This window comes from Micromonospora sp. L31, from assembly GCF_052068075.1.
GTDB classification, from domain to species: domain Bacteria; phylum Actinomycetota; class Actinomycetes; order Mycobacteriales; family Micromonosporaceae; genus Micromonospora; species Micromonospora purpureochromogenes.
On the sequence record NZ_JBQHDC010000004.1, the window covers coordinates 17,517 to 43,270 of the forward strand.

Here is a 25,754-nt window from a genome sequence, read left to right on the forward strand (position 1 = left end):
CGCGCGATCTTGCAGTTTCGGCCCGCGAATTGCCCGGGTTGGCGGATATGTCGGGGCCGGAAGTGCAAGATCGCGGGGTGTCCGGGGTGGGGGTCATGGGGCACCTACCAGGAGGGCGGTGTTGGCCCCGCCGAAGGCGGCGTTGAGGGTGAGGGCGTGCGGGGTGGTGACGGGGCGGGGGGCGTCGGTGACCACGTCCAGCGGGCACGCCTCGTCGGGGCCGAGCCAGCCGGCGTTGACCGGCAGCTTCCCGTGCCGTAGCGCCTGCACGGTGACCACGAGTTCGAGCAGGCCGGAGGCCTCCAGGGCGTGCCCGTGCACGGACTTGGTGGAGCTGACCGGCACCCGGCCGGCGAGGTCGCCCAGCGCCAGCCGCAACGCGGCCGCCTCGGAGGCGTCGCTGAACCCGGTGCCGGTGGCGTTGGCGTTGACGTAGCCGACCGCCGCCGCCTCCAGCCCCGCCCGGCGCAGGGCCGCCCGCACCGCCCGGGCCAGTCCCCGCCCCTGCGGGTCCGGCTGGCACGGGTGGTACGCGTCGCCGGCCCGGCCCCACCCGCACACGGTGGCGACCGGCGTGCCGCCCCGGCGACGGGCCGCCCCGGCGGACTCCAGCACCACCGCGGCCACCCCGTCGCCGAGCAGCAGCCCCTGCCGGCCGGCGCTGAACGGGCGGACCGCCCCGTCGGCGGCGAGCGCCCGGCCGGCGTCGAAGAGCGCGAACTGGTCCGGTTCGACCAGATAGCCCGCGGCGACCACCACCCGTGCGACGTCGCCCCGACCGATCATCGTGGCCGCGTCCGCGACCGCCGTGCTCGCCGAGACGCAGGCGCTGGTGTAGGTCCGGGTGGGCCCGCCGAGGCCGCACCGGCGGGCCAGGTGCCCGGCGAGCGCCGGCACCTCGACGTCGGCACCGCTTGCCAACCCACCGTCGGGTCCGGTGCGCGAACGGTCGTCGGCGAAGGCGACGGGCTGGGACAGCGGCCCGCCGTGGGTGGCCAGCAGCAGGGCGGACTCCGCCCGGGCCGCCGCGTCCAGGCCGGCGGCCCGGCACGCCGCGTCGATCGCGTCGGCCAGCTCGTCCGGCAGGGTCCCGACGTCGGGCAGGGTGGCCGCGACGGTCACCCGGCGGCCGGTGGTGTCGAAGCGACGTACCGGCCGGAACGCCGGCGTGCCGGCGAGCACTCCGGCGAGCTGGGCGTCGACGCCCCTGCCCAGGGCGCTGACGGCGTAGCTGCCGACGATCGGTACGGGCTCCCGCTCAGCCATCTGCGGGGCTGGTCAGGGAGGTGCGGAACACCGCCAGGGCGTCGTCGACGGTGCGGATCCCGGCGAGCTGGTCGTCGGTGAGGTCCAGCCGCCGGTCGTAGCGCTGCTCGACAAGGTGCACGAGCCAGGCGAGTTCCATCGAGCCGACCCGGTGCGGCACCTGGTCGACGGGTTTCGCGGTCAGTTCGGCGAGCATGCTCACCAGGTCAGCTCGCCCCAGGTCGGGCTGACCGGACATCAGCGGTTGTCGCTGGTCGACCCGGCGACCCGGTCGGCGACCATGCGGGTGAACTCGCCGACCGTCATCAGGGCCAGCTTCTCCGACTCGTCGTCGGCGAACGTCAGGCCGTACCGGTCCTCGACGCGGACGGACAGGTCGGCCAGGGCCAGGGACTCCAGGTCGACCCCGGACGGGCCGAGGGTGGTCTCGTCGTCGATCCCCTCGACGTCGTAGTTCATGTCCTCGAGCTGCTCGATGACGAAGGTGCGGACCTCGTCGCGCATGGCTTTAACCTCTCTTCGTGGGCGAGCTACCGGTGTCCGGTCGGGACACCGTGCACGTGTGGGTCAGCGCTGCCCCCGGCGGTCGGCCGGAGGTGGCGCGCCGGCTGCTGCGGCGGGCGGGGTGCACGCTGCTCGGCCGGGCGGAACGGGAGGTCGGGGTGGGCCGCCGGCCCGACGGGCGGCCCTGGGTGCGGGCCGGTGCCGTGTCGCTGCCGGTCAGCGTCAGCCACGCCGAGGGCGTGGTGGTGGTCGCCGCCCGGCGGGCCGGTCCGGTCGGGGTGGACGTCGAGCGGCGTCGCCCGCTGCCCGCCCTGGCGCTGGCCCACCGCTGGTACGCCCCGCCGGAGGCGGCCTGGCTGGGCGACCTGCCGGACGCCGCCCGGGTCGAGGCGTTCCTGCTGCTCTGGACGGCCAAGGAGGCGGTCGGCAAGGCGTTGGGCCGGGGGCTGCGCGCCGGTGGCCTGCGCCGGCTGATGCCGGTGCCCGAGCACCCGCGCGAGCTGCTGCGCCCCCTGCCCGACCGGGCCGGCGTCCAGGTCGGCCACCCGGGGTGCGGTGCCGGGCTGGTGCTGGCGGTCGCGGTCGGCGCCGGGGCGGATCCGGGCGGCCGTGCCCAGGTCGAGGTATCGGTGGTGTTCGAGTAGCGGGCCGGTGCCCGGGTGTTCGCCGAGCGGGCCGGTCACGGGGCCGCCGCCCGCAGCGCGGTGACCGAGCGGACCAGCTTGCCGGTGGTGGTCCGGGGCAACTGGTCGACCATGTGCAGGGTGCGGGGGCGCTTGTAGCCGGCGAGCCGCTCGGCGAGCAGCTTGTCCAGCACCTCCTCCGACAACGGGCCCTCGGGTTGCACGTACGCGGTGATGCCGTCGTCGTACACGACCACGGCGGCGGCCACCCCGGGCAGCCCGGTGAGGGTGGCCTCGACCTCGGTGAGGTCCACCTTCATCCCGCCGATGGAGACCTGCGAGTCGAGCCGGCCCTTGACGGTGACCAGGCCGGTCGCCGGGTCGACGGTGCCGGCGTCGCGGGTGTGCAGCCAGCCGTCGGCCCAGCGGCTGGGGTCGCTGAGCCCCACGTACGGCGACGCCGGGCAGCTCACCCAGAGCTCGCCGCCGGACTCCCGGACCTCGATGCCGGGGGCGGGGGCGATCGAGGGGCGGTGCCGTCCGTACAGGTCGGTGCCGATCACCCCGACCTCGGTCATCCCGTACATGTTGCCCAGCGGGACGCCGAAGCGGTCGGCGAACGCCTGCGCGGTGGCGGCCGGGACCAGTTCCCCGCCGGTGGTCATCCGCTTGAACTGCGGCAGCGGGCCGTCCGGTCGGGTGGAGGCGAGCAGTCCGATGTGGAAGGGCACGCCGAGCACCGTGGCCGGGGTGTCCTGGGCGGCGACGGCGGCCAGGATCGCGTCGCCGCCGAGCCGCTCCGGCGGGACCAGCTCCACGCCGGCGTGCAGGCCGTAGAGCAGGCCGCCGACCAGGCCGAGCACGTGCACCATGGACGGCAGCAGGATGATCCGCTCCCCGGGCAGCGCCACCCCGTCGATCCGGGTGTAGCGGCGCACCTCGGCGACCAGGTCCGTCGCGGTACGGCCGATCACCTTGGACGGTCCGGTGGAGCCGGAGCTGAGCTGAATCACCGCGTGGCCGCTGGTGGCCGGGGCGTCCGAGTGGGACGTGACGCCCTCGGTGACGTCGACGAAGATCCGCAGCGCGCCGCCGCCGGTGCGCACCGGCGCGACGACCACCTGCGGGGTGAGCCGCTCCAGCGCCCGGTCCACCTCGTGGTCGGTGAGCCGGTGATCGAGCAGCACCGCCTGGGCGCCGGTGCGCCAGGTCGCCAGCAGGTTCACCACGTACGCCAGCGACGGCGGCAACCGCAGCGCGGCGGCGCCGCCGGGGCGCAGTCCGGCCGCGGCGAGACGGGCCTGCGCCTCACCCACCAGGCGCCGCAGGGTGCCCCGGTCGACCGGCTCCGGCAGACGAAGACAGATGTCATTCGGCCGGCCTGTTAACAATATTTCGTCAACCCAACCCGGGTCTGTCGCCGTAGAATCTTCCGTCGGACGATCCATGGTCACTGCCGCCCACCGCCCAGCGTCAAATAGGGCGTAATCCGCCCATCAGGTGCGTCTTTCGGGGTGCTGTCGGAACCCTACGACAGGCCGGAAAGCCATTGCTAGATGCAAATGGCTAGATCAGAAAGAGCGGCCGGCCGGATTGCCGACACTCGATCGGACAGGCAGGATCAGGCGCGGGCGCCGGGTCGGGACACCGCCGGCCGGGCCGCCGTACGCCCGCAGTCGCCGACGGGGCACCGCGGCGTCCGGTGACCGCCTCGGGTTCGGCCTTTCGGCCTGGTCACACGCCACTCAGTGCCGGAGCACGGCCCGGATCCCCGAGATGTGCGCCCCCGGCCGATCCGCCGGAGCGGCGGCGGCGCAGCGAGCCCGACGCCGACCACGCGGCCCGTCGCGACAGGACAGCCGTCGCTACGGCGCGACATTCGGCACGGCACGATCTGGACAGTTGGCGCTCGAAACGGACGTGTCAGTCCTCTACTGGAAATATCCGTAGCTCATCGGGCTTTTCCCGCTCCGGCCTCAGCGGAATCCGGGTGGAAATTGATGACGGAATGACGACAGCCGGGAGAGCGAGCGGAACCGCCGGCATGAGTGATCCCCGGGGGGTGCGGTGACACGAGCAGGCACATTGGGCTTGTCAGAGATAGTTGTGGCGCGGATGATGTGAGGCCACCACGTGCCACACCCACGGGGGGAGGTGGTGGGGATGGCAGCCGCAGAAGCATCTGTCGCACACCGCGCCATGGACGGCCGGCGATTCCGGCTCACCGGCCCACTCGACTTCAGCGCGCCGTTCACCTCGGTGGTCGAGCTGGCCATCGCCGGCCGGCGGCACGAGTTCACGGCCGGCTCGGTCGGCCTGGCCGACGAAATGGCACAGGCGCTCGGCGTCGACGACTTCGACGAGAAGCTGACCTATCAGGGCGGCACCCTGTTGACGGCGCGCGCACGGTCGTACGACGCGCAGATCCGGCTGACCGAGGACCGGCTGGTGGCGGCGTGGCGAGGGCGCCGGTACTGCTTCCTCACCCAGTTGTACGGCGCCTCGACCGCGCAGCTGCTCGCGATGCTGCGGACACTGCGGATCACGGAGCACGACGACGGCGTCATCGTGCGCCCCGACACCAGGGCCGGCAGCCGGTTCGCGGCGCCGGCGACCGTGCTCAAGCAGGTGCCCGGGCTCGGCCTGCTGGACATGACGCCGCTCACCGCGGAGCGCACGCGACAGCTGCCGTCGTGGCGGGGGTTGCGGACCGGGGCGGGAGAACTCTTCCGGGACACGCTCTCCGACGGCCAGCCCTACTTCGTGCTCGCCGCCGCGGACACCTGGGTGACCGTGCTGCCCCTGGCCGACACGGTGCTCGACCGGGTACCGGACCTGGTGGACGGGCTACGCGTCCAGTCGGCCGAGTAGGCCGTCGTGTCCGCGTTGGTGGCCAGCGTCGCGGCGTACACCGTGCTGCTCACCCTGCTCCTCGCCTGCGGTGAGCACCTCTCGAAGCCGGCGGCCCTGTCGACGGCGCTGGCCGCCCACCGGGTGGTTCCCGCGCCGTCCACCGTCGCGGCGGTGGTCATCGCGGCCGAGGGCCTGCTCGGCATGGCCGGAGTCGTCGCCCTGCTCCGCGACGACGGTGGCCGGCTGCTGGGCGTGGTCCTGGCCGGCAGCGTCGCGCTGCTCGCCACGTACGCGGGTTACGGCTGGTACGTCCGCTCGACCCGGCGGGCCGTCCCCTGCGGGTGCTCACGGGTCGAAGTGCCGATGACCGGCTGGGTGGTGGCGCGCGCGTCCACGCTCGCCGGCCTGGCCCTGCTCGGATCACTTCTGTCCGGCGCGGTCGTGCCGGTGGGGCGAGCCGGCACCTCACTCACCATCGTCCTGCTCGCCGCGGCGACGTTCACCGCGCTCCTGGCGCACCTGCCCGCCGCCATGCACGACCCGACCCCGGACCGGCCGGGGGCCGGGGTGACCCGAGGAGGCGTACCCGGATGAGTTTCCAGACGAGCGCGCTGATCCTGAGCTGGATCGCGATCCTGCTGCTGGCCCTCGTGGTGTCCGGCCTGGTACGTCAGGTGCACGCCCTGTCCACCGGCACCGTCGGCCGCCCCGGGTCCGTCGGCCTGCGGCCCGGCTCGCCGGCCCCCCGGTTCCGGGACCTGGCGCCGCCGTCCCCGGCCACCCTGGTCCTGCTCTTCCTGGATCCCGGCTGCGCGACCTGCGACCAGCTGCTCGACGCGGCCGCCGAACACACCCGACGGACCGACGTCGTGCTCCGGATCCTGTACCGCGACACCGTCCCGCCACGAGCGGCGGACCTGCCGATGACCGTCCTCGGCGAGCAGGCGGACCTGTTCGACCGGTACGACGCGATCGCCACCCCGTTCGCGGTCGTGATCGACGCGACCGGCCGGATCCGACGGTCCGAGCCGGTCGGCTCCGCGGTGGCGCTGGGCCACCTGCTCGACGAGGTCGACAACCTGTCCGGCGACGACACCGTCCACTCGATCCGACGGGGAGGCACGCGATGACCACCCTCGACGCGGTGCCCGCGCTGCGGGGAACGGACCCGGGTACCGGCACCGCGTCCCGGCGGCGGCCGCCGGCGAGCCGGACCAGGAGTGGCCTGACCATGTCCTGGGCGCTGTCCCGCCGCACGCTGCTGCAGGCCGGCACCGCGCTGGGCATGGCCGCGCTGAGCATCTTCCCGGCCGCCCGCCGCGCCTACGCCGACGGATACGACATCTACGGCAGCTGCCCGAGCTACGCCAGCGACCAGAACTGTTCCCCCGGCTGCGGTCCGAGCCCGATCTTCGCCGCCGCCTGCAACACCAGCGGGACGAACACGGGCTTCCACAAGAACGACGGCACGACCTGGAAGCTGCGGCCGAACCAGTGCTACGCCGGCACGTACGACGGCTGGCTGTGGCGCTACCAGGGCGCGTGCGGCGCGTGCGCCTGCTCGGTGGAGCGCCGCTGCCACGACGGGTACCGGCAGACCAGCTCGGGCTGGGTGAGGTCGATCTGCCGCTGGAACACCGACTGCGGCTGCCTCACCTCGGTCGGCTGGCCCACCACCAGGCGTGGCCAGTCCGGCCCGAACGTCTACACGGTGCAACACCTGCTGACCGCGTGGCACTATTCCGCCACTGTGGACGGCGTCTTCGGCAGCGGCACCGAGACCAGGGTGAAGCAGTTCCAGTCGGCCAGGGGAATCCCGGCGACCGGCGTCGTCGACGGCCAGACCTGGCCCGTCCTCTTGCCCACCGTGTCGGCCGGCAGAATCACGGTCAGCCGGGTGATCGACCCTCGGCCGCGGCTGCCCATCGTCGGAGCCACCGTGCACTATCCGTACGCCGGACACGTCGTGCGGGGCGTGCAGCGGCAACTCAACAAGCACGCGTACGGGCTGGCTGTGGACGGGGTCTTCGGTTCGGGGACGGAATCCGCGGTACGGGACTTCCAGCGGCAGAACGGGCTCGCCGTCAACGGCGTCGTGGGACAGACCACCTGGCGTACGCTCACCGGCGGCGCCGTATGACGGGCCAGTCGCCACCCGTACGACCCGTTCGACGGCTGCGCCGCTGGGCCACCGACCCGCTCGTACCCGTCCTGCTGCTCACCGCCGGCGCGATGCTCGCCGCCGTCTCCGGGCACGTGCTCACCTGGGCTGTGGTCGGCGGGCTGGCCGGCTACACGCTCTCCGGCTCGGTTTGAACCCGCAACAGCGCGTACGCGCTAGCCTCGCCCGGGCGGCGAGATCGGCATCCGCAGGGGCAGCTCCTCACCCTGTTCGTCCTGGGGCTGCTCGCCGGTGGCCTGCTCAGCGGCGTGGTCCTCGGGACGCTCTCCGGGCTGTCGGCGCCGCTGCCGGTGTCCTGGCGGTACGCGGCCGTCGTGGCGGTGGCGCTGCTCGGAGTGCTCCGGGACGCCAAGGTGGTGAGCATCCCCCTGCCGCAGAATGCCCGTCAGGTGCCGCAGGACGTCCTGCGGCCCAGCCCGCGGCGCGGAGCGCTGCGATTCGGATTCGAACTCGGCACCGGCGTGCGGACGTACCTGTCGGCCACCGCCCCGTACGTGCTCGCGGTCGCGGTTCTGCTCGCCGGTCAGCGCCTGCAGCTCGCCGCACTCGCCGGTGTCGGCTTCGGCGCGGGGCGCGCCGCCACCCCGCTCATCCGCCGCGCCTCCGGGGCGGTCGAGGGCTGGGACGCCGACCTGCCCGCACGACTTCGCACCATCACCGTCACCGCATGCGCCGCGCTCGCCGCCGCCTTCGGCCTGCTCTTCCTGCACCAGTTGTAGCCACGGCAACTCACCCTTCACCGCTGAGCGTTGAGAAATCCGACGGCGGTGGCGGTCCACCAGCCGGCCTGGGAGGTCACCATGACCAGGGTCGCCGCCAGCAGGACCCCGCGCGGTGGGGCGTTTCCGTCCAGTTCCGCCAACCGCTCCTGCACCTGCCGCGCGCAGAGACCATTGACCGCCACGGCCAGCACCGCGACCAGCTTGACGACGGTCCACGGTGCGGACGTGTCGGGGGCGAGAACCACACCGCTGGCCGTCAGGCCACCCAGGCCGAGCCAGACCGGCGTGTGGACGCCGTACGCGACCTGCACGACGGTCGCCAGCTCCCGGCGTCGGAGCAGCCACATCAGCGCGAACCAGTCCAGCGTCAACACCGCGCCGAAGCCCAGCACCATCGCGGCGAGGTGGGCGAAGAGCGCGACCTGCCGGACGCTAGCGCTGGTGCGCAGGTGCGGGGCGACAAGGAAGACCGCCGTCCAGACAACCAACAGGGCCAGGAGGCAGCACGTGGTCCGGCGCCAGGGCCGGGAACGGCGCAACCGGGTGACGGGGGCGCTCCCATCCAGAGCTGACATGGCACTCTCCGCAGGTCGGAACCGTCGTACATCGGGGTGTCCCGAGGTGGTTGCGCGCTTTCCGGGTACACCCCGTCCGACCCAACCGGGGGGCGAGGTCGGTGGATGACGCCGGAGGGGCGTGGGCGGGCCGTGCACCGGGCCGGCCCGCCCACCCGACGTCCGTCGACCGCGCCGTCAGCCCGTCGCGATCCAGCCGGTCATGATGCCCATGACGTCCTCGTGGGGATGGTCGGCGACGTAGTGGGCCGCGACCTCCAGGACATCACCCCGGCGGATGGTCGTGATCGGAGAGCCGGTGCAGGGTGGGGCGCTGGAGATCTCGGGGTTGCCGTGGGGGTCGATGAACTCCGGTGAACCACCTGACACCACGGTGACCGCGCATATTCGTTGACCGGTGGTGACGTTGGTGGTCGTGATGGTCCTGCCGCCGTGGTGCAGGTGACCCTTCAGGTAGACGATCCGACCGTTCACCGTCGACGTCCACCGTGCGGTTCGGGTGGTACTTCCGGCGGGGACGTCGAAGGTGGGGTTGAGGCAGCTGACCACGTCCAACCACATCGGGGTGACCGGCGTCAGTCGCCGCGCGGCCTCACCGGTGACGTAGGTGTACTCGAGGGAGATGTAGACGCTCTTCTCCTCGTGGGCATGGTTCATCAGGTCGTACACCATGCTCCAGCGGTCGCCCGAGTCGATCCGCATGCCGTAGCCGGCGGGCAACGTCACCGGGGTCCGTTCGTTGCCCGTCGAGAACACGCGTTTCGGACCCAGCCCGCCGAGACGGCACACCAGGTCCGGCTCACCGAGCTGGCCGATGACCGCGTGGTGCAGCATCGGACCGGTGTTGACGTTCGCGTTCCGGCCGTCCTCGTACACCAGGTTCGGCTTGATCGCCGTCACCATGCACTGCACGCACGGCTTGGCGATGTTGAGGTCCAGTCGGTTCCCGGTGGTCCCCATCTCGTCGTGGGTGTGGCCGGTGGCGGCGGGAAGAGTCCACGGACCGTACCGGATGGTCCTCGTCTCAGTCACGTCGACCTGCTGCTCGCGACTGTCCCCGGCGCTCGCCACCGGGATGTCGACGACCGTGGTACCGGCGACGGCGACCGCGAGAGCCACTGTCAACGTCAGCCTACGGACAGACATCACGTCCTCCTTCGGTTGGCTGCCCCCAAACGGCGCCACATCCGGACATATATGGCTACTGACCGTTCGGTAACTGCCTGCTGACAGAATGGCCACCGCAACGATCGATGTCAATGGATGGCGGGCCGGCTTCGGGTTGCACCTGGTGCGGGGCAGGGTGCTACGACATCGCCGCTGACGGCACGCACCGGGTGCCCGGCTCGCACCCGAGCCTGAAGTCCGGCCTGCCTACGCCCGGTCCTCGTCCACCGGCAGCCCGTGATGGCGGGCGAGCGCCAGCAGGGCAACGCACAGCTGCTGTACGGGCAACGGCGTCACCGGACCGTCGAACCAGCGCGCCATCGCGGTCCCGCCGACCACGCTCAGCATGAAACGGGCGAGTTCGTCGGCGACGGCCGGGCGGTCGGCGAGGCCGAAGACGTGGCCGAGCGAATCGGTGGCCCACTGCCGCAGGTCCAACCGGTACTGCCCCAGTTCCGCGATGGCCGCGGCGCCCATGCCCTCCTCGAGCATGCCGAGACCGAGCAGCAGCCGTAGGTCGTGCGGATGATGCTCGAAGGCGGCGCTGGCGCCGTCGAGGAACGCGGTGAGCCGCTCCCGCACCGTGTCGCCGGCCGGCCGGGCCCCCGGGAGCGAGCCGACGAGGTACTGGCGGGCACGGCGGAGCACGGCGAGGTAGATCCCGTCCTTGCTGCCGAAGTGCCAGTAGATCGAGCTGACCGGCGCCCCGGAGGCGGCGGAGATCTTCGAAATGGAGGCACCGGCGTAGCCGAGCCGCGCCATCAGTGCCGTGGCGGCGTCGAGAATCGCGTCGCGGGAGGGCACCTGGGCGCCGTGGAGGGCGGCGTCCTGCATGGCCTCGAGCCTAGTGCCGCGGCCCTTCACCGGCCTGCTCCGCCCGACGGTCACCTGATCCGGAACCGCGACCGGACGGCAGCGTCCTCAGTGCGCGCCGCCGAGGTTGAGCACCACGACGCCGGCGATGACCAGACCGACGCCGACCACCTTGGTCACGCTCAGCGGCTCGCCGAGGAAGACCGCGCCGATGGCCACGATCGCCGCGGTGCCGAGCCCCGACCACACGGCGTACGCCACCCCGACCGGGATGTCCCGCACCGCCAGGGCGAGCAGCAGGAACGCCGCCAGGTACGACCCGGCGAGGCCGAGCGTCGGCCAGAGCCGGGTGAATCCGTCGGTCGCCTTGAGCAGGCTGGTGCCGAACACCTCGGCGGAGATCGCGAGCAGCAGGAACAGGTACGCCATGCCCGCGATCCTCCGCCATCCCCGTCGGCGGCGGGTCACCTCGGGTGCGGGTGGGCACGACCACCGCGCGGCGACCGGCGTCGGCGCGGCCGTGGTCCCTACTCCCCCGCCGCTCTCGGCGCCGGTGGCGCCCCGCGCAGCACCAGCGCGCTGTTGAACCCGTCGAAGCCGCGCGCGCCCACCAGGGCGACCCGGTTGCGCGGCTGCCGGGGCGTACGCAGGAAGTCCAGCTCGCAGCCGGGCGCCGGCTCACGAGGGCCGGCCGACGCGGGCAGCTCGTCGTGCCGGAAGGCGAGCAGCGCGGTGGCCACGTCCAGCGCCGACCCGCCCTGGTGGGCCCGGCCGGTCAGCGGCTTCTGGGTGGTCACCGGCGGCGGCCGGTCACCGAAGACGGCCCGCAGCGCCTCGGCCTCGCCGCGGTCGTAGCGGGGCACCCCCAGCGCGTCGGGCAGCACCACGTCCACCTCGTCCGCGGTGACGCCGGCCCGGTCCAGGGCCAGCCGCATCGCCCGGGCGTACTGGTCCGGGTCGCCGGCGGTGTCGGGGCCGGTGTGCGCGGCGTCGTGGGTGGCCCCCCACCCGCTGACCTCGCCGTAGATCCGGGCGCCCCGGGCCAGCGCGTGACCCAGCTCCTCCACCACGAAGACCGCCCCGCCCTCGGCCGGCACGTACCCGCCGGCCGAGCGGTCGAACGGCCGGTACGCCGCCTCCGGGTCGGCGGCGTCGCTGAGCAGCCCCGAGCGCAGCTGGCAGGCCAGCGCGTACGGGCTCAGCGGGCACTCGGTCGCCCCGGCGATCACCACCGGGGTGCCCCGGCGCACGGTGCGCACCGCGTGGGCGAGGCTGTCCAGGCCGCCGGCGGTCTCGGCGACCAGCACCCCGCACGGTCCCTTGAACTGGTGGTGGATGGAGAGCTGTCCGACGCTGGCGGCGTAGAACCAGGCGATCGACTGGTACGCCCCGACGGTGCGGGTCGCCCCGCCCCAGAGCCGTTGCAGCTCCCGCTGCCCGAACAGGTTGCCCCCCGACGAGCTGGCCAGGGTGACCGCCCACCCGTACGGATCGGGGGCCCGCTCGGGCAGGCCGGCGTCGGCCAGCGCCAGCCGGGTGGCGGCGAAGCCGAGGTGGGTCCACCGGTCGGTCTGCACCAGCTGCCGGTTGTCGGCGTACGCCGCCGCGTCGAAGTCGGCCACCTCGCCGGCGACCCGGGTCGGGTAGCTCGCCGGGTCGAACAGGGTGATCGGGCCGGTGCGCCGGATGCCGTCGCGCACCGTGCGCCAGTGCGCGTCGACGCCGATGCCGCTGGGCGCCACCACCCCGATGCCGGTGACCACCGCCCGGGCGCTCACCCCGCCCGGGCCGGTCACGCCGCCACCGCCAGCCGGCGGAAGAGCATCGCGGACTGGAAGCCGCCGAAGCCGCTGCCCACCGAGAGCGCCACGTCCACCGGCGTCTCCCGGGCCACGTTGGGCACGTAGTCCAGGTCGCACTCCGGGTCCCGGGTGGCCCAGTTGGCGGTGGGCGGCACCACGCCGTACTCGATCGCCAGGGCGCAGGCGGCCATCTCGATCGAGCCGATCGCGCCGAGCGAGTGCCCGACCATGCTCTTGATCGAGCTGACCGGCACCCGGTACGCGGCCTCGCCGAGCGCCCGCTTGAACGCCGCCGTCTCGTGCCGGTCGTTCTGCCGGGTGCCGGAGCCGTGCGCGCTGATGTAGGAGACGTCCGACGGGGACAGCCGCGCCTGCCGCAGCGTGTCGCTGATGGCCAACGCCATCTCCACCCCGTCGGGCCGCAGCCCGGTCATGTGGAAGCCGTTGCTGCGGCTGGCGTACCCGGCCAGTTCGCAGTAGACGTGCGCGCCGCGCCGGCGGGCGTGTTCCCACTCCTCCAGCACCAGCACCGCGGCGCCCTCGGCGAGGACGAAGCCGTGCCGGTCGGCGTCGAACGGCCGGGAGGCGTGCGCCGGGTCGTCGTTGTCCGGGCTGGTCGCCTTGATCGCGTCGAACGAGGCGACGGTGACCGGGGAGATGGGCGAGTCGGCGGCACCGGCGAGCACCACGTCGGCCTCGCCGTCGACGATCAGCTGGTGGGCGTACCCGATGGCGTCGATGCCGGAGGTGCAGCCGGTGGAGATCACCTGGGCGGGGCCGTGCAGCCCGTGCCGGCAGGCCACGTCGGCGGCCAGGCTGCTCGGCACCAGGGCCGCATAGAGGTACGGCCCGCCGAGGGCGTGGTCGACCAGCCAGTGCCGGCCGGAGTCGCTGACCCGGACGTACTCCTGTTCCAGGGCCATGGTGCCGCCGACGGCGGTGCCGAGCACCACCCCGGTCACCTGCCGGTCGGCGTCGGTGAGGTCCAGGCCGCTGTCGGCCAGGGCCTCGGCGGAGCAGGCCAGGGCGAACTGCACGTACCGGTCGGCGCGCTGCCGTTCGGCGAGGGTGAGCCCGGCGGCGTCGGCGTCGAAGTCGCACTCGGCGGCGATCTGGGAGCGGAACGGCGACGGGTCGAAGAAGCTGATCCGCCTCGTCGCCGTCCGCCCCTCGGTGACGGTCTTCCAGAACCTGTCCCGGGTGGCGCCGCCCGGCGCGACCACCCCGACGCCGGTGACGACCGTCCGGCGCCCGGTCACGACGCGCCCCGCTGCTCGACCAGTTCGGTGTCCACATGGCCGAGTTCCGGGCGGGGTGCCAGCGGGCCAAGGTGGAAGACCACCTCGGCGGACTCGTCGCCGGTGTTGCGCAGCCGGTGCCGGACGTTGCGGGGCACGAACAGCGCCTCGCCGGCCGCCAGCTCCACCGGCTCGTCGTCCAGGTCGACGGTGATGGCCCCCCGCGCGACGTACAGGAACTCCTCGCTGTAGGGGTGGTAGTGCTCGGCGATCCGCTCACCGGACGCCAGCGCGGCCACTCCCATGAAGCCCGAGGTGCTGCCGACGGTCTTCGGACCCAGCAGCACCCGCAGTTCCCCGCCGCGCCGCCGGTCGGCGGTCACGTCGCGGGCGGCGACCAGCCCGGTGGTGATCTCACTCATCGTCGCCTCCCGCGTACGCCCGCTCGATGCGCTCCTTGATGACGGCCAGCTGCACCCGGCTGTTGGCGTTGATCCGGGCGGTCATGCCGGCGTTGTCCACCGGCGCGGTCGGCTTCATCGCGAAGTCCTGCACCCAGGTCATCCGGACGCCCTCGGGTTCCTCGGTGTAGCGCCAGTGGATGCGCATGTACTCGAACGGCCCGGTCTCCACCCGGTGCGCCCGCACCTGGCGGCTGGCCGGGTCGGTGGTGCGTTCGCTGACCCAGCTCCAGGCGATCCCGTTCTCGTCGGGGTGCATGGTGAGCCGGAAGCGGACGGTGTCGCCCTCGCGGTGCAGGATCTCCACCGCGGCGTACTCGGTGAACAGGTCGGTCCAGCGCGCCACGTCGTTGGTGATCTCCCAGACCAGCGGCAGGGGCGCGGCGATGACGATGCTGTTCTCGGTGTGCCCGGGTGGCTGGGCGCGGCGGGCGACCAGGTCGGCGACGGCGGGGATGCTGAGCTGCCCGGCCTGCTCGGGGATCTGCACCCGCCACCGGTCGGCCACCACGGCGGAGAGTTCCAGCAGGGCCAGCGAGTCCATGCCCAGCTCCTCCAGGGAGGCGGCGGGGGCGCGGGCGGCCGCGTCGGCGTCCAGGCCGCAGTGCGCCACCAGGATGTCGGTGATCTCGGTGGTGAGCGGCTGGCCGTGGGTGACGGTCATCGGGTCCTCCTCGGAAGCGGTCAGGACTGGTCGGTGGCCGGTGCCGCGGTGGCGGCGACCGGACGGGCGGTGGGGCGGGGTCCGGGTGCGGTCCCGCCGGGCCGTGCCGGGAGCGCGGCCCCGACGACGGCGGGACGCGCGGCCGGATGCGGGGTGGGGGGCGACGGGGGTGGTGGCGCGGCCGGGGCCGCCGGTGCACCGGCCGCGCGCCGCGCCGCGCCAGCCCCGGGCGGCGACGCCGGGGGCGCCGCCGGCTCGGCCGGCAGGTCCGCCTCGGGTGGCGGGGTGGGTTCGGGCGCGACGGCGGCCGCTGCCGCCGGGCCGGTCCGGGTCGGCTGCCGGTCGGCGAGCAGGCGGTCGACCAGGGAGGTGGTGTAGCGGCCCTTGCGGAAGGCGGGGTCGTCGAGCACCCGCCGGACGAACGGGATGGTGGTGCGCACCCCCGGCCCGGCGATGTCGAACTCCTCCAGGGCGCGTTCCAGCCGGTTCAACGCCAGCTCCCGGTCCGGCGCCCAGACCGCCACCTTGGCCAGCAACGAGTCGTAGTACGGCCCGACCAGGTAGCCGGGGTGCCCGTGGGTGTCGACCCGGGTGAACGGGCCGCCGGGCGGCAGGAAGCGCTCCAGCCGGCCCGGGGTCGGCGCGAAGTCGCGGTCGGGGTCCTCGACGTTGACCCGGCACTCCACCGCCACCCCGTGCGGCCGGACGTCCTCCTGCCGCAGCCGCAACGGCAGCCCGGCGGCGATGTGCAGCTGCTCGTGGACCAGGTCGATCCCGGTGATCATCTCGGTGACCGGGTGTTCGACCTGGATCCGGCAGTTGATCTCCAGGAAGTGGAACGCCTCCTCGGCGTCCACCAGGAACTCCATCGTGCCGGCGCCGGTGAAGCCGACCTCGAGCGCGCCGCGCAGGGCGGTCTCGGCGATCGTCTCCAGCGTCCGGGCGGACAGCGCCGGCGCGGGGGCCTCCTCCACCAGCTTCTGGTGCCGCCGCTGCACCGAGCAGTCCCGGGTGCCCAGGTGCACGCCGTTGCCGTGCCCGTCGCAGAGCAACTGCACCTCGACGTGCCGGGCCTCGGTCAGGTAGCGCTCGACGTACACGCGGTCGTCGCCGAAGGCGGCCTGCGCGGCCGCGCGGGTCCGCGCGTACGCCCGGGGCAGCTCGGCCGGGCATCGGACCACGGTCATCCCCCGGCCGCCGCCGCCGGCCGCCGCCTTCACGATCACCGGGTAGCCCACCTCGGCGGCGACCTCGGCGGCCCGTTCGGCGGTCGGCACCGGGCTGACGCTGCCCGGCGGCAACGGCAGCCCCGCCCGGCTCATCAGCGCCCGGGCCGAGGACTTGTCCCCGAGCGCGGCCATCACCTGCGGCGGCGGGCCGATGAAGACCAGCCCGTTGTCGGCGCAGATCTCGGCGAAGTCGGCGTCCTCGGAGAGGAACCCGTAGCCGGGGTGCACGGCCTGCGCCCCGACCAGGCGGGCGGCCTCCACGATGGCGGCGGCGTTGAGGTAGCTGCGCCGGCTCGACGCCGGTCCGATCAGGACCGCCTCGTCGGCCAGCCGGACCGGGGTCGAGTCGGCGTCCGCAGTGGAGTAGACCACCGCCGTCCGCACGCCCAGTTCCCGGCAGGCGCGCAGCACCCGCAGCGCGATCTCACCCCGGTTGGCGATGAGCACCTTCTCGAACATCCCCACCACCTCAGGCCGGGTCCAGCGCGACCAGCGGCTGGTCGTACTCCACCGGTCGACCGTCGTCGACCAGGACCTCGGCCACCCGGCCGGCCCGCTCGGCGGTCACCTCGTTCATCAGCTTCATCGCCTCGACGATGCCGACCACCTGCCCGGGCCGGACCAGGTCACCGACGGTGACGAAGGGCGCGGCACCGGGCTCGGGCGCCCGGTAGAAGGTGCCGACCATCGGCGAGCGCACCTCGATCCGGCCGGCCGGCGGGGCGGGCCGGGGGGCCGGCGGCGGGGCCACGGGGGCCACCGCCGGGGCGTCGGGGGCGCGGCCGGTCTCCGTCCCGGCGACCCCCTGCCCGGCGGCGGCTTCGTGCCACTCCACCTCCAGCACCGTGTCGCCGCTGCGCAGCCGCACCCGGCGTACCGGGCCGGCGACCTCGGCGACGAGCTGCCGGGCATGCCGGCGTAGGCCGGCCAGCACGGCGTCCACCTCGTGCGCCGCCTCCGCGCCGTCGGCGGCCGACGGCGCGCCGGCCGGGACCGTCCCGGCGCTCACCGGGCACCCGCCCGGGTGCCGGCGCGGGCCGCGCCGAAGCGCCGGAAGCGCTGGCGACGGCGGCGCACGAGGGTGGCGGGCGGCACGTCGAGCAGCGGCAGCAGGTGCGCCAGCACCGCCTCCCGCAGCGCGCGGGCGGCCGCCTCCGGGTCGTGGTGCGCCGCCGGGACCGGCTCGGGGACGAGGTCATCGACGACGCCGAGCCGGCACAGGTCGGGGGCGGTGAGCCGCAGCGCGCGGGCGGCCTGCGGAGCGGCCCCCCGGTCCGGCCAGAGGATGGCCGCGCAGCCCTCCGGGCTGATCACCGAGTAGACGGCGTGCTGGAGCATCAGCACCCGGTCGGCGACGGCCAGCGCGAGGGCCCCGCCGCTGCCGCCCTCACCGGTGATCACCGCGACCACCGGGGTGGGCAGCATGCTGAGGGAGAGGATGTTCTCCGCGATCGCCGCCGCCTGCCCCTGCTCCTCCGCGCGCACGCCCGGGTCGGCCCCCGGGGTGTCCACCAGGGTGACCACCGGCAGGCCGAGGCGGGCGGCGAGCCGCATCAGCCGCAGCGCCTTGCGGTGCCCGGCCGGGCTGGCCATGCCGAAGTTGCGGGCCACCAGCTCGCCGGTGGTGTGGCCCTTCTGGTGGCCGATCACCATCAGATGCCGGCCGTCGAGGCGGGCCAGGCCGCCGACCACCGCCGGGCAGTCCCCGCCCAGCCGGTCGCCGTGCAGCTCGACGAACCCCTCGAACGCGGTGTCCAGGTAGTCCAGTGTGGTCGGCCGGCCGGGGTGCCGGGCCAGCCGCACCGTCTCCCAGGCGTCGGCCGGCGGCGCGGCGTCGACCACCGGCGGATCCGCGACGGCGGCCGGGCGCGCGGCGGGGGCGGGCTCCTGCCGGGGTACGGCGGGACGCAACGCCGGGCGGCGGCCGGCCCGGGCGGCGGCGAGCAGCGCCACCAGCCGCCCGCGCAGGGCGTGCCGGGGCACCACCATGTCCACCTGCCCGTGCCGCAGCAGGAAGGCCGCGGTCTGGAAGCCCTCCGGCAGCTCCCGGCCGGTGACCTGGCGGATGACCCGGGGACCGGCGAAGCCCATCCGGGCGCCGCTCTCGGCGAGCACCAGGTCGGTGTTGGTGGCGAACGACGCCGCCACTCCCCCGTACGTCGGATCGGTGAGCACGCTGACGGTGAGCAGCCCGGCCTCGCGCAGCGCGGCGATCGCCTGGCTGACCGTGGCCATCTGCATCAGCGACAGCGCGCCCTCCTGCATCCGCGCCCCGCCGGAGGCGGTCACCAGGACCAGTGGGACCGCGTCCTCCAGCGCCCGCTCCGCCGCCCGCGTGATCAGCTCACCGACGGCGGCGCCGAGGCTGCCGCCGAGGAACCGGAAGTCCATCACGGCCAGCGCGCACGGGTGCCGGCCGATGGTCGCGGTGCCGCAGACCACCGCCTCGGCCAGCCCGGTGCCGGCCCGGGCCGCGCTGAGCCGGTGCGGGTACGACAGCACGTCGACGAAGTCGATCGGGTCCACCTCGGCCGCCCGGTCCGGCAGCGGGGTGAACGACTCCGGGTCCACCAGCTGGCGCAGCCGCTCGGGGGCGGCGAGCCGGGCGTGCTCCCCGCACTCCGGACAGACGTCCAGGTTGCGGCGCAGCCGCTTGCGGTACAGCAGCGAGGCGCAGCCGGCGCACCGGGACCACAGCTCCCCCTCCCGGGGGGCGGTGGCGGTCACGGCCGCCGCCCGACGGGGGCGTCCGCGTCGAAGCGGTAGAAGCAGTGGGCCATCGCGTCGCGGGGCTCCCGCCAGGTCGGCAGGTACGGCGAGATGTACGGGCGCAGCCGCGCGCTGACCCGCTGGAACTCCGGATGCCCCCGGGCCGCCTCGACCGCGCCCGGCGTCGGTGCCTCCGTCTCCAACAGGTGCACGTAGAGGTCGTGCAGCCGGTAGAGCGAACGGTGCCGGACACCGACCAGGCGCGGCAGCTCCGTCGCGTCGGACTCGGCGAAGATCTCGGCGACCTGCGCCTCGGCGCTGGGTACCACCTTCGCGACGATCAGCGAACGGTCCATGGATGGGCCTCCCCCCACGGCCGCCGGCGCGGTGTGGACCGCGCCGCGAGCCGGACGACTGCCGACACGATGCGCGCGGCGGCGTCACCCCGGCGTCACCGGCGGGCACCGACCGACGCTGTCGCATCGTGACGGTGCGTTGACGCAATCTGTGTATCCGCTGTGCGGCGCAAGGGCCGCGACCACGGCGTGCGCACAGTTCAGAAGGGGTTTCATGGTTGAGCGTGGCGAACGCCGGACGGAACCTCGACATTGACCGAGAGTGACCACAATTGATAATCTTCGTCACGGTCAGCCCGGTGGCCGTGGCCACACCGCCACGGCGCAGCGACCCGACAGTGCGGTCACGGGTGCCGCACCGGGACACACGAGGAGTCGGGACGCGCGTTCCGCAGGGGGTGCCGCCGTGGCCGCTGATTCGTCCATGCCGACGACCGGGCGCCCACCCGGCACGGACATCTCGCTGCACCTGCTCGGCGGCTTCCGGCTGCTGCACGGCGACACCCCGATCGTGGTCCCCCGCGGGCTGCAACGGGTCATCGCGCTGATCGCGCTGCGCCCGGGCGCCACCCGCAGCCACCTCGCGGGCCTGCTCTGGCCGGACGCGCCGGAGGACCGGGCGTTGTCCTCCCTGCGCACGGCCCTCTGGCGGCTGCGCCAGGACCCGTGCTGCCCCTTCACGACCGCCGGCGACACGGTGCGACTGGACCAGGTCGTCCGGGTCGACGTCGACGCGCTGGTCGGCACGGCCGACCGGGTCCGCCACGGTGAGGACCCGTCCGCCGCGCTCGCCGCCGGCCGGCACGACCTGCTCCCCGGCTGGTACGACGACTGGGTCCTCGGCGACCGCGAGCGGCTGCGCCAGCTGCGCCTGCACATGCTGGAGGACCTGGCCGGCCACCACCTGGCGGCCGGCCGGCACGGGGAGGCGCTGCAGGCCGCGCTGGAGGCGATGGCCGCCGAGCCGCTGCGGGAGACGCCGCACCGGCTGGTGGTGCGCATCCACCTCGCCGAGGGCAACGCCTTCGAGGCGGTGCACGCCTTCTACGTCTACCGCGACCTGCTGCTACGGGAGCTGCGGCTGGAGCCCTCCGCGGCGATGACCGCGCTGCTCGACGACACCCTCGCGCCGATCCGCGACGCCACCCGGGAGCGGCCCGGCCCCCCTGGTCGACCGCCGGCCGCCCGGGTCGCGCCCCAGGGCGGCTGACCGCCGTCACCGCCGTCACCGCCGGCGCGGCACGCGTGACGGTCAGGTGACAGCCGTCCCGGCAGGGTGTGCCGCACAGCAGTCCGTGGGCTCCGACCTCGACGGAGCGCCACCGGCGAGAGGGGTCCCATGAGCCGTCTACTGATCGTCAGCAGGATCCTCCCGGGCTCGGAGGGCCGGGTGGCGCAGATCTTCGCCGAATCCGACGCCACCGAACTGCCCGCCCTGACCGGCGTCCGGCACCGGTCCCTGTACTGCCTGCACGACCTGTGCATCCACCTGATGGAGACCGAGGACGTGGACCCGGACGCGCTGGCCGGGGCCCGCAACCACCCGCTGTACCTCCAGGTCAACGAGCGGCTCTCCGCGCACACCTCCCCGTACCTGCCGACCTGGCATTCCCCCCGGGACGCCATCGCCGGCTGCTTCTACCGCTGGGACGCCGCCGACGTCCCGGCGCCGCGCCCGGCCGGGTGAGCGGGCGGACGCCGAAGAGGACGAGCCGCCCCGGCCGGGTCCGACGACGGCACCTCGTCGCGGCCGGCCGGGTCCACCCGCTTTCCGTACCGTCGGTCATCCCGCCGCCACCCGCCGACACCGTGCATCCCACCTGCGTCGCGATGACCCATCCTCCCTGTCGTCCGCCATACGCGTGTGCGAAGCTGCCGGCGAGTTTTCTTCGTGACTTTCACCGACGTATGCAAGAGGGAGGTTTGCCGTGCCGTCGACTTTCGGGCAGTGGCTGATCGTGATCCTGGCCCTGGTGCTGGGCGGAGCCGGGGGCTGGGTGGCCCGCGGCCGGCAGGCCGCGGCGACCGCCGAGCGGCCGGAGCCCATGGTGGAGGGTGACCCGGTCGTCGGGCTCTCCGAGGAGGAGAAGGCCGAGGCCACGGTGACCGCCACCGTCGACACCCCCCAGCCGGCGGCCACCGTCGACGTCGCGCCGGCGCCCGCCGCCGTGATCGACGCGCCCGCCCCGCACGACCTCGACGCAACGCCGGCCGCCGCGTCCCTGGCCGCCAGCCACACCCCGCTGGCCGTCGACGAGGACACCGCCGCGTCGGACACCGTCGCCGGCCCGGTCGACGTGGCCGCCGCCGGGACCGACGTGGCGGCCGATCACACCGACGCGCTCGACGACCGCACCGACGCGTTCGACGACCGGATCGACGTCGCCGTCGAGGCCGACGAGGAGCGGACGGTGGAGCCGGTCGGCGTCGCGCAGGGCGACCCCGACACCACCGCCACCGCCCACGAGGTGGACGCCGAGCCCGTCGCCCCCGCCGCGCCGGTCGAGGCCGTCGCCCCGGCCGAGGTCGAGGCTCCGGCCCCGGCCGAGGTCGAGGCAGCGGAACCGGTGATCCCCGCTCCCCGCCGTGCGCTGGATGACGAGGCGCCGGTCGCGTCCGACGAGCCGGCGACCGCCGACGCGGACATCGTGGCCACGCCGGACGCCGAGACGGCGGACGACTTCCGCCGGATCCAGGGCGTGGGGCCGAAGATGGCCGCCGCGTTGCAGGCCGCGGGGATCCGCACCTACCGCCAGCTGGCCGAGCTGGACGAGCCGGCGCTGCGCGAGACCATCCGGGCCGCCGGGCTGCGTGCCGCGCCGAGCGTGGCGACCTGGCCGCAGCAGGCGAAGCTGCTGGCCGGTGCCGGCGCCGAGGCCGGTGCGGTACTGCCCGAGCCGGCCGCCGACCAGGCCTGAGCACCACGTGGGCCGGTGTCCGCGCCGAGGCGCGGACACCGGCCCACACCGTCTGCCCCGGACCGTCACCGACCCGGGGCGGCGTACTCCTCGACGATGGCCGCGAGCGTGTGCCGGGCCTCCGCCGCGCGAGCCGGATCGGTGACGTGGAGCGTGATCAGCGCCTTCCACAGCGCCCAACCTCGGCCCCGGTTCCAGGTCGCCTCGTCCACGGCGAGCGCGTCGCGGAACGCGGTCCGGCTCCCGGCGGTGAGCAACGTCCAGGCGACCGTCAGGTCACCGGCCGGATCCCCCACCCCACAGCAGCCGAAGTCGATCACCGCGGCCAGCCGACCGTCGCGGACCAGCAGGTTGCCGAAGGCGACGTCGCCGTGGAACCAGACCGGTGGGCCGGACCAGGTGGAGCGCAGCGCCAGCTCCCAGATTCCGGTGACCAGCTCCCCCGGGATCCGGTCACCCAGTCCGGCGATCGCGGCCCGGGTCTGCGCGTCGTACGTCCGAAGTGGTCCTCCGCGCCAGGCGCTGTGCTCCCCGGCGGCCGGACCGGACGTGACGTCGATCCGGTGCAGGGCCGCGAGGAAGCCGGCGAGCCTGGTGGCGAACGCGGTCAGGTCGGCGATCCGCTCCACCCGGGCCTGTCCCCCCCTCGATCCACCGGTACACCGACCACGCGAACGGATAGCCCTCGGCTGGCTCCCCCTGCGCGAGCGGGATCGGTACGGGCAGCGGCAGGTGCGGGGCGAGCACCGGCAGCCGGCACTGCTCCTTGGCCACCTGTGCGGCGTAGCCGGGCGCGCTGGGCAGCCGTACCGTCATCTCGTCGCCGAGGTGGAAGGTCCGGTTGTCCCAGCCGCCCGCCGCCACCGGGCGGCCCGGACGGGCAACCGGGATTCGCCGGGAAAGCGCCGAACCGGACACGTCGCCCGGCGGCCGTCGCTACCGTCGGTGAGCGGGCCGACCGCGGCCCGCCGCGCCGACAACCCGGTCCGCAGGAGCAGCAACGTGCAGCCACTCATGCCGGAGCCGCCCGCCCGGCAGACCGGCGCGCCGGTGCGCGACCCCGAGGGTCCCCGCCGGGTGACCCTGCTGGAGCTCTTCTTCGACCTGGTCTACGTCGTCGCGCTCGCCCTCATCTCCAACAGCCTGGTCACCGATCTGACCTGGCAGCACGCCGGCCAGTCCCTGATCATCCTGATGGCGGTCTGGTGGACCTGGGCGATCACCACCCTGGTCACCGACATGTACGACCCGCAGCGCACCGAGATCAAACTGTTGATCACCGCAGTGATGTTCGGCGCGCTGCTGATGACCACGGCCATCCCGCACGCCTTCACCGACCGGGGCATGGTCTTCGCCGGCACCTACGTGGCGATCCACCTCGGCCGGGGCCTGTTCCTCATGCCCACGGTACGCAGACACCGGCCGACCCAGCGCCGGGCGGCGCGGATCTTCATCTGGTTCGCCGTCTCCGCGGTCCCCTGGATCATCGGCGCCACGGTGAGCGGGCACGCCCGGGAGGCGTGCTGGGCGCTGGCGCTCGCCCTCGACTACGGCGGCTTCCGGCTGGCGTACCCGGTGCCCGGGCTGGGGATGGTCCCTGAGCGGCAGCGCAACGTCACCGCCGAGCACCTGTCGGAGCGCTTCCAGCAGTTCTTCATCATCGCGCTCGGCGACGCCGTCCTGGTGATCGGCATGATGTTCAGCCGCGTGCACTCCGAGGCGGAAAACATCAGCGCGTTCGCCATCGCCTTCCTCACCACCCTGCTGCTCTGGCGGATCTACGTGCACCGCTCGGGTGAGCTGCTGCCGCACGCGATCCAGGCGGCGAAGGCGCCGAGCCGGTTCCTGCTGACCGCGCCGTACACCCACCTGACGCTGGTGGCCGGGGTGGTGATCACGGCGGCCGGCTTCGACCTGGTGCTGCACGAGCCGCTGGGGCGCACCCCGCCGTCGTGGGCGGCGGTCATCCTCGGCGGGCCGGCGCTCTTCCTGGTCGGCCGGTCCGCCTTCGAGTACGAGGTGTTCAGCCGGGTCTCGCTGTCGCGCCCCGGCGGGCTGCTGGCGCTGCTGACCCTCGCCCCGGCGGTGCTCTTCCTGCCGCCGCTCTTCGCCGCCGCGGGCGCGATGGTGGTACTCGCCGGCGTGGCGGTCGCGGACGCCCGGCGCAGCCGGGGCAAGCCGCCGGAGAGACCGTCCCCGCCGCACTGATCCGGCCGGCGCGCCGGTGACCGTTCCGGATGTCGTTTATCCCCTCGTCGCCTCTGGGTACAAGTGCGTCACCTCGACCCACCACGACCCTGGAGGCACCCCATGCGCGGCACATCGATTTTCGGAGTCATCGTCGTCATCTGGTTGCTCATCGGCGCGATCGCCGCCGGGCAGCGCGGCTACTACAGCAACGACGACACCAACTGCGCCGAGGCCGGCACGATCCTGGTGACCATCGTGGCCGGGCCGCTGAACTACGTCGGCGCCAACCCGAAGGTCGACTGCAAGCTGCCCGAGCCGTCCAAGTAGGTCCGCCGACCCCCGGCCCGCGCCCGCACCCCCGGGGCGCGGGCCGTGTCGTGTCCGCTCCCGATCACGTCCGTCACTACCCGTACGGCGTCCTAGGAGGCTGGGTCGAGGGGTGCGTTTGCCGGCGGACGGGCGGGGAAGGGCAGCGGCCCAGCGCCGGACGGGACGGAGACGCGGCATGCAGATCGGCTACAAGCTGGCCTCGGAGGGGTACGCCCCGCAGGAGATCATTCGCCAGGCGGTCCGCGCCGAGCAGGCCGGCTTCGACTTCGTGGAGATGAGCGACCACTTCCACCCCTGGCTCGACGTGCAGGGCCACTCGTCCTTCACCTGGAGCGTGCTGGGCGCGATCGCCGCGAAGACGAGCAGCCTGGGCCTGGCGACCGGGGTCACCTGCCCCACCGTGCGGTACCACCCGGCGATCATCGCGCAGGCCGCGGCGACCATGGCGTTGATCTCCGACGGCCGGTTCACCCTCGGCGTCGGCGCCGGGGAACGCCTCAACGAACACGTGGTCGGGCAGGGCTTCCCGAGCGTACGGGGGCGACACGAGCGGCTGCGCGAGGCGCTGGAGATCATCCGCCTGCTCTGGCAGGGCGGCTACCAGTCGTACGAGGGCAAGCACCTCCAGCTGGAGGACGCCCGGGCCTTCGACCTGCCGGACACCCCGCCGGTGATCGCCGTCGCGGCCAGCGGCAGGTCGTCGGCCACCATGGCGGCCGAGCTGGGCGACGCCCTGTTCGTCACCGAGCCGAAGTCGTCCATCGTCGAGCACTACCGGGCGGCCGGCGGCTCCGGACCCCGCTACGCCGAGGTGCCGCTCGCCTGGGCCGGCGACGAGGAACAGGCGGTGCGGGCGGCGTGGGAGACCAGCCGGTGGTCGATCACCGGCTGGAAGGTGATGAGTGAGCTGCCCAACCCGGCCAACTTCGACGCGGCGACCTCCTGGGTGGAGGACCACCACATCCGGCGCCAGTTCGCCGTCGGCCCGGATCCCCAGGTGCACGTGGCGGCGGTCAGGGCGTTCGTCGACGCCGGCTACGACCACATCGTCCTGCAGAACGCCGGCCCCGACCCGGACGGCTTCCTGGACTTCTTCGCCGGCGACCTGGCCGGGCGGCTGCGGTCACCGGGCTGACTGGCGGCCCCGGCTCA

30 protein-coding genes and 1 pseudogene are annotated in these 25,754 nt (G+C 74.1%); 13 read left to right on the forward strand and 18 right to left on the reverse strand.

The genetic code is table 11. The annotated features are described in order from the left end of the window. Nucleotides 1-93: 93 nt before the first annotated feature. From ACTMS9_RS12815 to ACTMS9_RS12825, 3 genes are read right to left on the reverse strand one after another with little or no spacing between them, the layout of a single operon-like run. Nucleotides 94-1,266: a beta-ketoacyl-[acyl-carrier-protein] synthase family protein gene (locus ACTMS9_RS12815; protein WP_441164992.1), complete on the reverse strand. Its 1,173-nt coding sequence runs from the start codon at nucleotides 1,264-1,266 to the stop codon at nucleotides 94-96. Then, on the reverse strand, nucleotides 1,259-1,504 hold the full coding sequence (locus tag ACTMS9_RS12820) for a hypothetical protein (protein WP_088961673.1): 246 nt from the start codon (nucleotides 1,502-1,504) through the stop codon (nucleotides 1,259-1,261). The genes ACTMS9_RS12815 and ACTMS9_RS12820 overlap by 8 nt, the downstream gene beginning before the upstream one ends. Next, nucleotides 1,504-1,770 carry an acyl carrier protein gene (locus tag ACTMS9_RS12825; protein WP_088961672.1) on the reverse strand — a complete coding sequence of 89 codons (267 nt, stop codon included), beginning with the start codon at nucleotides 1,768-1,770 and terminating at the stop codon, nucleotides 1,504-1,506. Before ACTMS9_RS12825 ends, ACTMS9_RS12820 begins: the two co-directional genes overlap by 1 nt. A 17-nt stretch (nucleotides 1,771-1,787) precedes the next feature. On the opposite strand from ACTMS9_RS12825, the gene ACTMS9_RS12830 reads away from it, so the two are divergent. Next, nucleotides 1,788-2,414, forward strand: coding sequence for a 4'-phosphopantetheinyl transferase family protein (locus ACTMS9_RS12830; RefSeq protein WP_441145998.1), 627 nt, complete (start codon nucleotides 1,788-1,790; stop codon nucleotides 2,412-2,414). 35 nt (nucleotides 2,415-2,449) lie between these two features. Here ACTMS9_RS12830 and ACTMS9_RS12835 read toward each other — a convergent pair whose 3' ends face one another. Continuing rightward, complete coding sequence (locus ACTMS9_RS12835; RefSeq protein ID WP_441164993.1) at nucleotides 2,450-3,841, reverse strand: class I adenylate-forming enzyme family protein; 1,392 nt, start codon at nucleotides 3,839-3,841, stop codon at nucleotides 2,450-2,452. A 715-nt stretch (nucleotides 3,842-4,556) separates the two neighbouring features. Between ACTMS9_RS12835 and ACTMS9_RS12840 the strand changes: the two genes are divergently transcribed. The 6 genes from ACTMS9_RS12840 to ACTMS9_RS12865 all read left to right on the forward strand — a co-directional run bounded on the left by ACTMS9_RS12840 (nucleotide 4,557) and on the right by ACTMS9_RS12865 (nucleotide 8,147). Further along, nucleotides 4,557-5,264, forward strand: a complete 708-nt coding sequence (locus ACTMS9_RS12840) for a hypothetical protein (protein WP_441164994.1) — start codon at nucleotides 4,557-4,559, stop codon at nucleotides 5,262-5,264. Between the two features lie 6 nt (nucleotides 5,265-5,270). Continuing rightward, a complete protein-coding gene (locus ACTMS9_RS12845; protein ID WP_441164995.1) occupies nucleotides 5,271-5,840 on the forward strand; it encodes a MauE/DoxX family redox-associated membrane protein in 570 nt (189 codons plus the stop codon). Further along, entirely contained in the window at nucleotides 5,837-6,376 is a 540-nt protein-coding gene (locus ACTMS9_RS12850; protein ID WP_441164996.1) for a hypothetical protein, read from the forward strand. The genes ACTMS9_RS12845 and ACTMS9_RS12850 overlap by 4 nt, the downstream gene beginning before the upstream one ends. Next, nucleotides 6,373-7,386, forward strand: a complete 1,014-nt coding sequence (locus ACTMS9_RS12855; protein ID WP_441164997.1) for a peptidoglycan-binding domain-containing protein — start codon at nucleotides 6,373-6,375, stop codon at nucleotides 7,384-7,386. The genes ACTMS9_RS12850 and ACTMS9_RS12855 overlap by 4 nt, the downstream gene beginning before the upstream one ends. Continuing rightward, on the forward strand, nucleotides 7,383-7,562 hold the full coding sequence (locus tag ACTMS9_RS12860; protein ID WP_179805328.1) for a hypothetical protein: 180 nt from the start codon (nucleotides 7,383-7,385) through the stop codon (nucleotides 7,560-7,562). The genes ACTMS9_RS12855 and ACTMS9_RS12860 overlap by 4 nt, the downstream gene beginning before the upstream one ends. Before the next feature lie 114 nt (nucleotides 7,563-7,676). Continuing rightward, entirely contained in the window at nucleotides 7,677-8,147 is a 471-nt protein-coding gene (locus ACTMS9_RS12865) for a hypothetical protein (protein WP_441164998.1), read from the forward strand. A gap of 17 nt (nucleotides 8,148-8,164) precedes the next feature. On the opposite strand, the gene ACTMS9_RS12870 is transcribed toward ACTMS9_RS12865, so the two are convergent. The 12 genes and pseudogenes from ACTMS9_RS12870 to ACTMS9_RS12925 form a co-directional block, all read right to left on the reverse strand. Continuing rightward, nucleotides 8,165-8,725, reverse strand: coding sequence for a hypothetical protein (locus tag ACTMS9_RS12870; protein WP_441164999.1), 561 nt, complete (start codon nucleotides 8,723-8,725; stop codon nucleotides 8,165-8,167). 177 nt (nucleotides 8,726-8,902) lie between these two features. Continuing rightward, nucleotides 8,903-9,871 carry a hypothetical protein gene (locus ACTMS9_RS12875; RefSeq protein WP_441165000.1) on the reverse strand — a complete coding sequence of 323 codons (969 nt, stop codon included), beginning with the start codon at nucleotides 9,869-9,871 and terminating at the stop codon, nucleotides 8,903-8,905. Nucleotides 9,872-10,099: 228 nt separating this feature from the next. Continuing rightward, the gene (locus ACTMS9_RS12880; RefSeq protein WP_441165001.1) at nucleotides 10,100-10,726 is read right to left on the reverse strand and encodes a TetR/AcrR family transcriptional regulator; all 627 of its coding nucleotides are present in this window, start codon (nucleotides 10,724-10,726) and stop codon (nucleotides 10,100-10,102) included. An 87-nt stretch (nucleotides 10,727-10,813) separates the two neighbouring features. Then, nucleotides 10,814-11,134 carry a DMT family transporter gene (locus ACTMS9_RS12885; protein ID WP_154936427.1) on the reverse strand — a complete coding sequence of 107 codons (321 nt, stop codon included), beginning with the start codon at nucleotides 11,132-11,134 and terminating at the stop codon, nucleotides 10,814-10,816. A gap of 98 nt (nucleotides 11,135-11,232) precedes the next feature. Then, nucleotides 11,233-12,483: a beta-ketoacyl synthase N-terminal-like domain-containing protein gene (locus tag ACTMS9_RS12890; protein ID WP_441165255.1), complete on the reverse strand. Its 1,251-nt coding sequence runs from the start codon at nucleotides 12,481-12,483 to the stop codon at nucleotides 11,233-11,235. A 14-nt stretch (nucleotides 12,484-12,497) separates the two neighbouring features. Then, nucleotides 12,498-13,766: a beta-ketoacyl-[acyl-carrier-protein] synthase family protein gene (locus tag ACTMS9_RS12895; protein WP_441146021.1), complete on the reverse strand. Its 1,269-nt coding sequence runs from the start codon at nucleotides 13,764-13,766 to the stop codon at nucleotides 12,498-12,500. Beyond that, nucleotides 13,763-14,167 carry a cupin domain-containing protein gene (locus ACTMS9_RS12900; RefSeq protein ID WP_441146023.1) on the reverse strand — a complete coding sequence of 135 codons (405 nt, stop codon included), beginning with the start codon at nucleotides 14,165-14,167 and terminating at the stop codon, nucleotides 13,763-13,765. The genes ACTMS9_RS12895 and ACTMS9_RS12900 overlap by 4 nt, the downstream gene beginning before the upstream one ends. Next, complete coding sequence (locus ACTMS9_RS12905; RefSeq protein ID WP_441165002.1) at nucleotides 14,160-14,870, reverse strand: SRPBCC family protein; 711 nt, start codon at nucleotides 14,868-14,870, stop codon at nucleotides 14,160-14,162. Before ACTMS9_RS12905 ends, ACTMS9_RS12900 begins: the two co-directional genes overlap by 8 nt. Before the next feature lie 341 nt (nucleotides 14,871-15,211). Next, a pseudogene (locus ACTMS9_RS12910) lies at nucleotides 15,212-16,558 on the reverse strand (acetyl-CoA carboxylase biotin carboxylase subunit); the annotation flags it as partial. 10 nt (nucleotides 16,559-16,568) lie between these two features. Next, entirely contained in the window at nucleotides 16,569-17,108 is a 540-nt protein-coding gene (accB, locus tag ACTMS9_RS12915) for an acetyl-CoA carboxylase biotin carboxyl carrier protein (protein ID WP_441165003.1), read from the reverse strand. Further along, a complete protein-coding gene (locus ACTMS9_RS12920) occupies nucleotides 17,105-18,826 on the reverse strand; it encodes an acetyl-CoA carboxylase carboxyltransferase subunit alpha (protein WP_441165004.1) in 1,722 nt (573 codons plus the stop codon). Before ACTMS9_RS12920 ends, accB begins: the two co-directional genes overlap by 4 nt. Further along, nucleotides 18,823-19,164, reverse strand: a complete 342-nt coding sequence (locus ACTMS9_RS12925; protein ID WP_441146031.1) for a TcmI family type II polyketide cyclase — start codon at nucleotides 19,162-19,164, stop codon at nucleotides 18,823-18,825. The genes ACTMS9_RS12920 and ACTMS9_RS12925 overlap by 4 nt, the downstream gene beginning before the upstream one ends. Nucleotides 19,165-19,570: 406 nt before the next feature. On the opposite strand from ACTMS9_RS12925, the gene ACTMS9_RS12930 reads away from it, so the two are divergent. The 3 genes from ACTMS9_RS12930 to ACTMS9_RS12940 all read left to right on the forward strand — a co-directional run bounded on the left by ACTMS9_RS12930 (nucleotide 19,571) and on the right by ACTMS9_RS12940 (nucleotide 22,082). Continuing rightward, nucleotides 19,571-20,374 carry an AfsR/SARP family transcriptional regulator gene (locus ACTMS9_RS12930; RefSeq protein ID WP_441165005.1) on the forward strand — a complete coding sequence of 268 codons (804 nt, stop codon included), beginning with the start codon at nucleotides 19,571-19,573 and terminating at the stop codon, nucleotides 20,372-20,374. A 129-nt stretch (nucleotides 20,375-20,503) separates the two neighbouring features. After that, nucleotides 20,504-20,851, forward strand: coding sequence for a TcmI family type II polyketide cyclase (locus tag ACTMS9_RS12935; RefSeq protein WP_441146035.1), 348 nt, complete (start codon nucleotides 20,504-20,506; stop codon nucleotides 20,849-20,851). 241 nt (nucleotides 20,852-21,092) lie between these two features. Beyond that, the gene (locus ACTMS9_RS12940) at nucleotides 21,093-22,082 is read left to right on the forward strand and encodes a helix-hairpin-helix domain-containing protein (protein WP_441146036.1); all 990 of its coding nucleotides are present in this window, start codon (nucleotides 21,093-21,095) and stop codon (nucleotides 22,080-22,082) included. Nucleotides 22,083-22,147: 65 nt separating this feature from the next. Here the strand turns inward: ACTMS9_RS12940 and ACTMS9_RS12945 are convergent, their stop codons facing one another. Both ACTMS9_RS12945 and ACTMS9_RS12950 read right to left on the reverse strand, forming a co-directional pair. Beyond that, a complete protein-coding gene (locus ACTMS9_RS12945; protein ID WP_441165256.1) occupies nucleotides 22,148-22,651 on the reverse strand; it encodes a phosphotransferase in 504 nt (167 codons plus the stop codon). Next, the gene (locus ACTMS9_RS12950) at nucleotides 22,536-22,898 is read right to left on the reverse strand and encodes a phosphotransferase (protein WP_441165257.1); all 363 of its coding nucleotides are present in this window, start codon (nucleotides 22,896-22,898) and stop codon (nucleotides 22,536-22,538) included. The genes ACTMS9_RS12945 and ACTMS9_RS12950 overlap by 116 nt, the downstream gene beginning before the upstream one ends. Nucleotides 22,899-23,027: 129 nt before the next feature. Here ACTMS9_RS12950 and ACTMS9_RS12955 point away from each other — a divergent pair, with 129 nt between their 5' ends. From ACTMS9_RS12955 to ACTMS9_RS12965, 3 genes are all read left to right on the forward strand, one after another. Continuing rightward, nucleotides 23,028-24,290: a low temperature requirement protein A gene (locus tag ACTMS9_RS12955; RefSeq protein WP_441165006.1), complete on the forward strand. Its 1,263-nt coding sequence runs from the start codon at nucleotides 23,028-23,030 to the stop codon at nucleotides 24,288-24,290. A gap of 102 nt (nucleotides 24,291-24,392) precedes the next feature. Continuing rightward, nucleotides 24,393-24,599, forward strand: a complete 207-nt coding sequence (locus ACTMS9_RS12960; RefSeq protein WP_441146042.1) for a hypothetical protein — start codon at nucleotides 24,393-24,395, stop codon at nucleotides 24,597-24,599. Nucleotides 24,600-24,777: 178 nt separating this feature from the next. Next, the gene (locus tag ACTMS9_RS12965; protein WP_441165007.1) at nucleotides 24,778-25,737 is read left to right on the forward strand and encodes a TIGR03557 family F420-dependent LLM class oxidoreductase; all 960 of its coding nucleotides are present in this window, start codon (nucleotides 24,778-24,780) and stop codon (nucleotides 25,735-25,737) included. The last annotated feature ends 17 nt before the right edge of the window (nucleotides 25,738-25,754 follow it).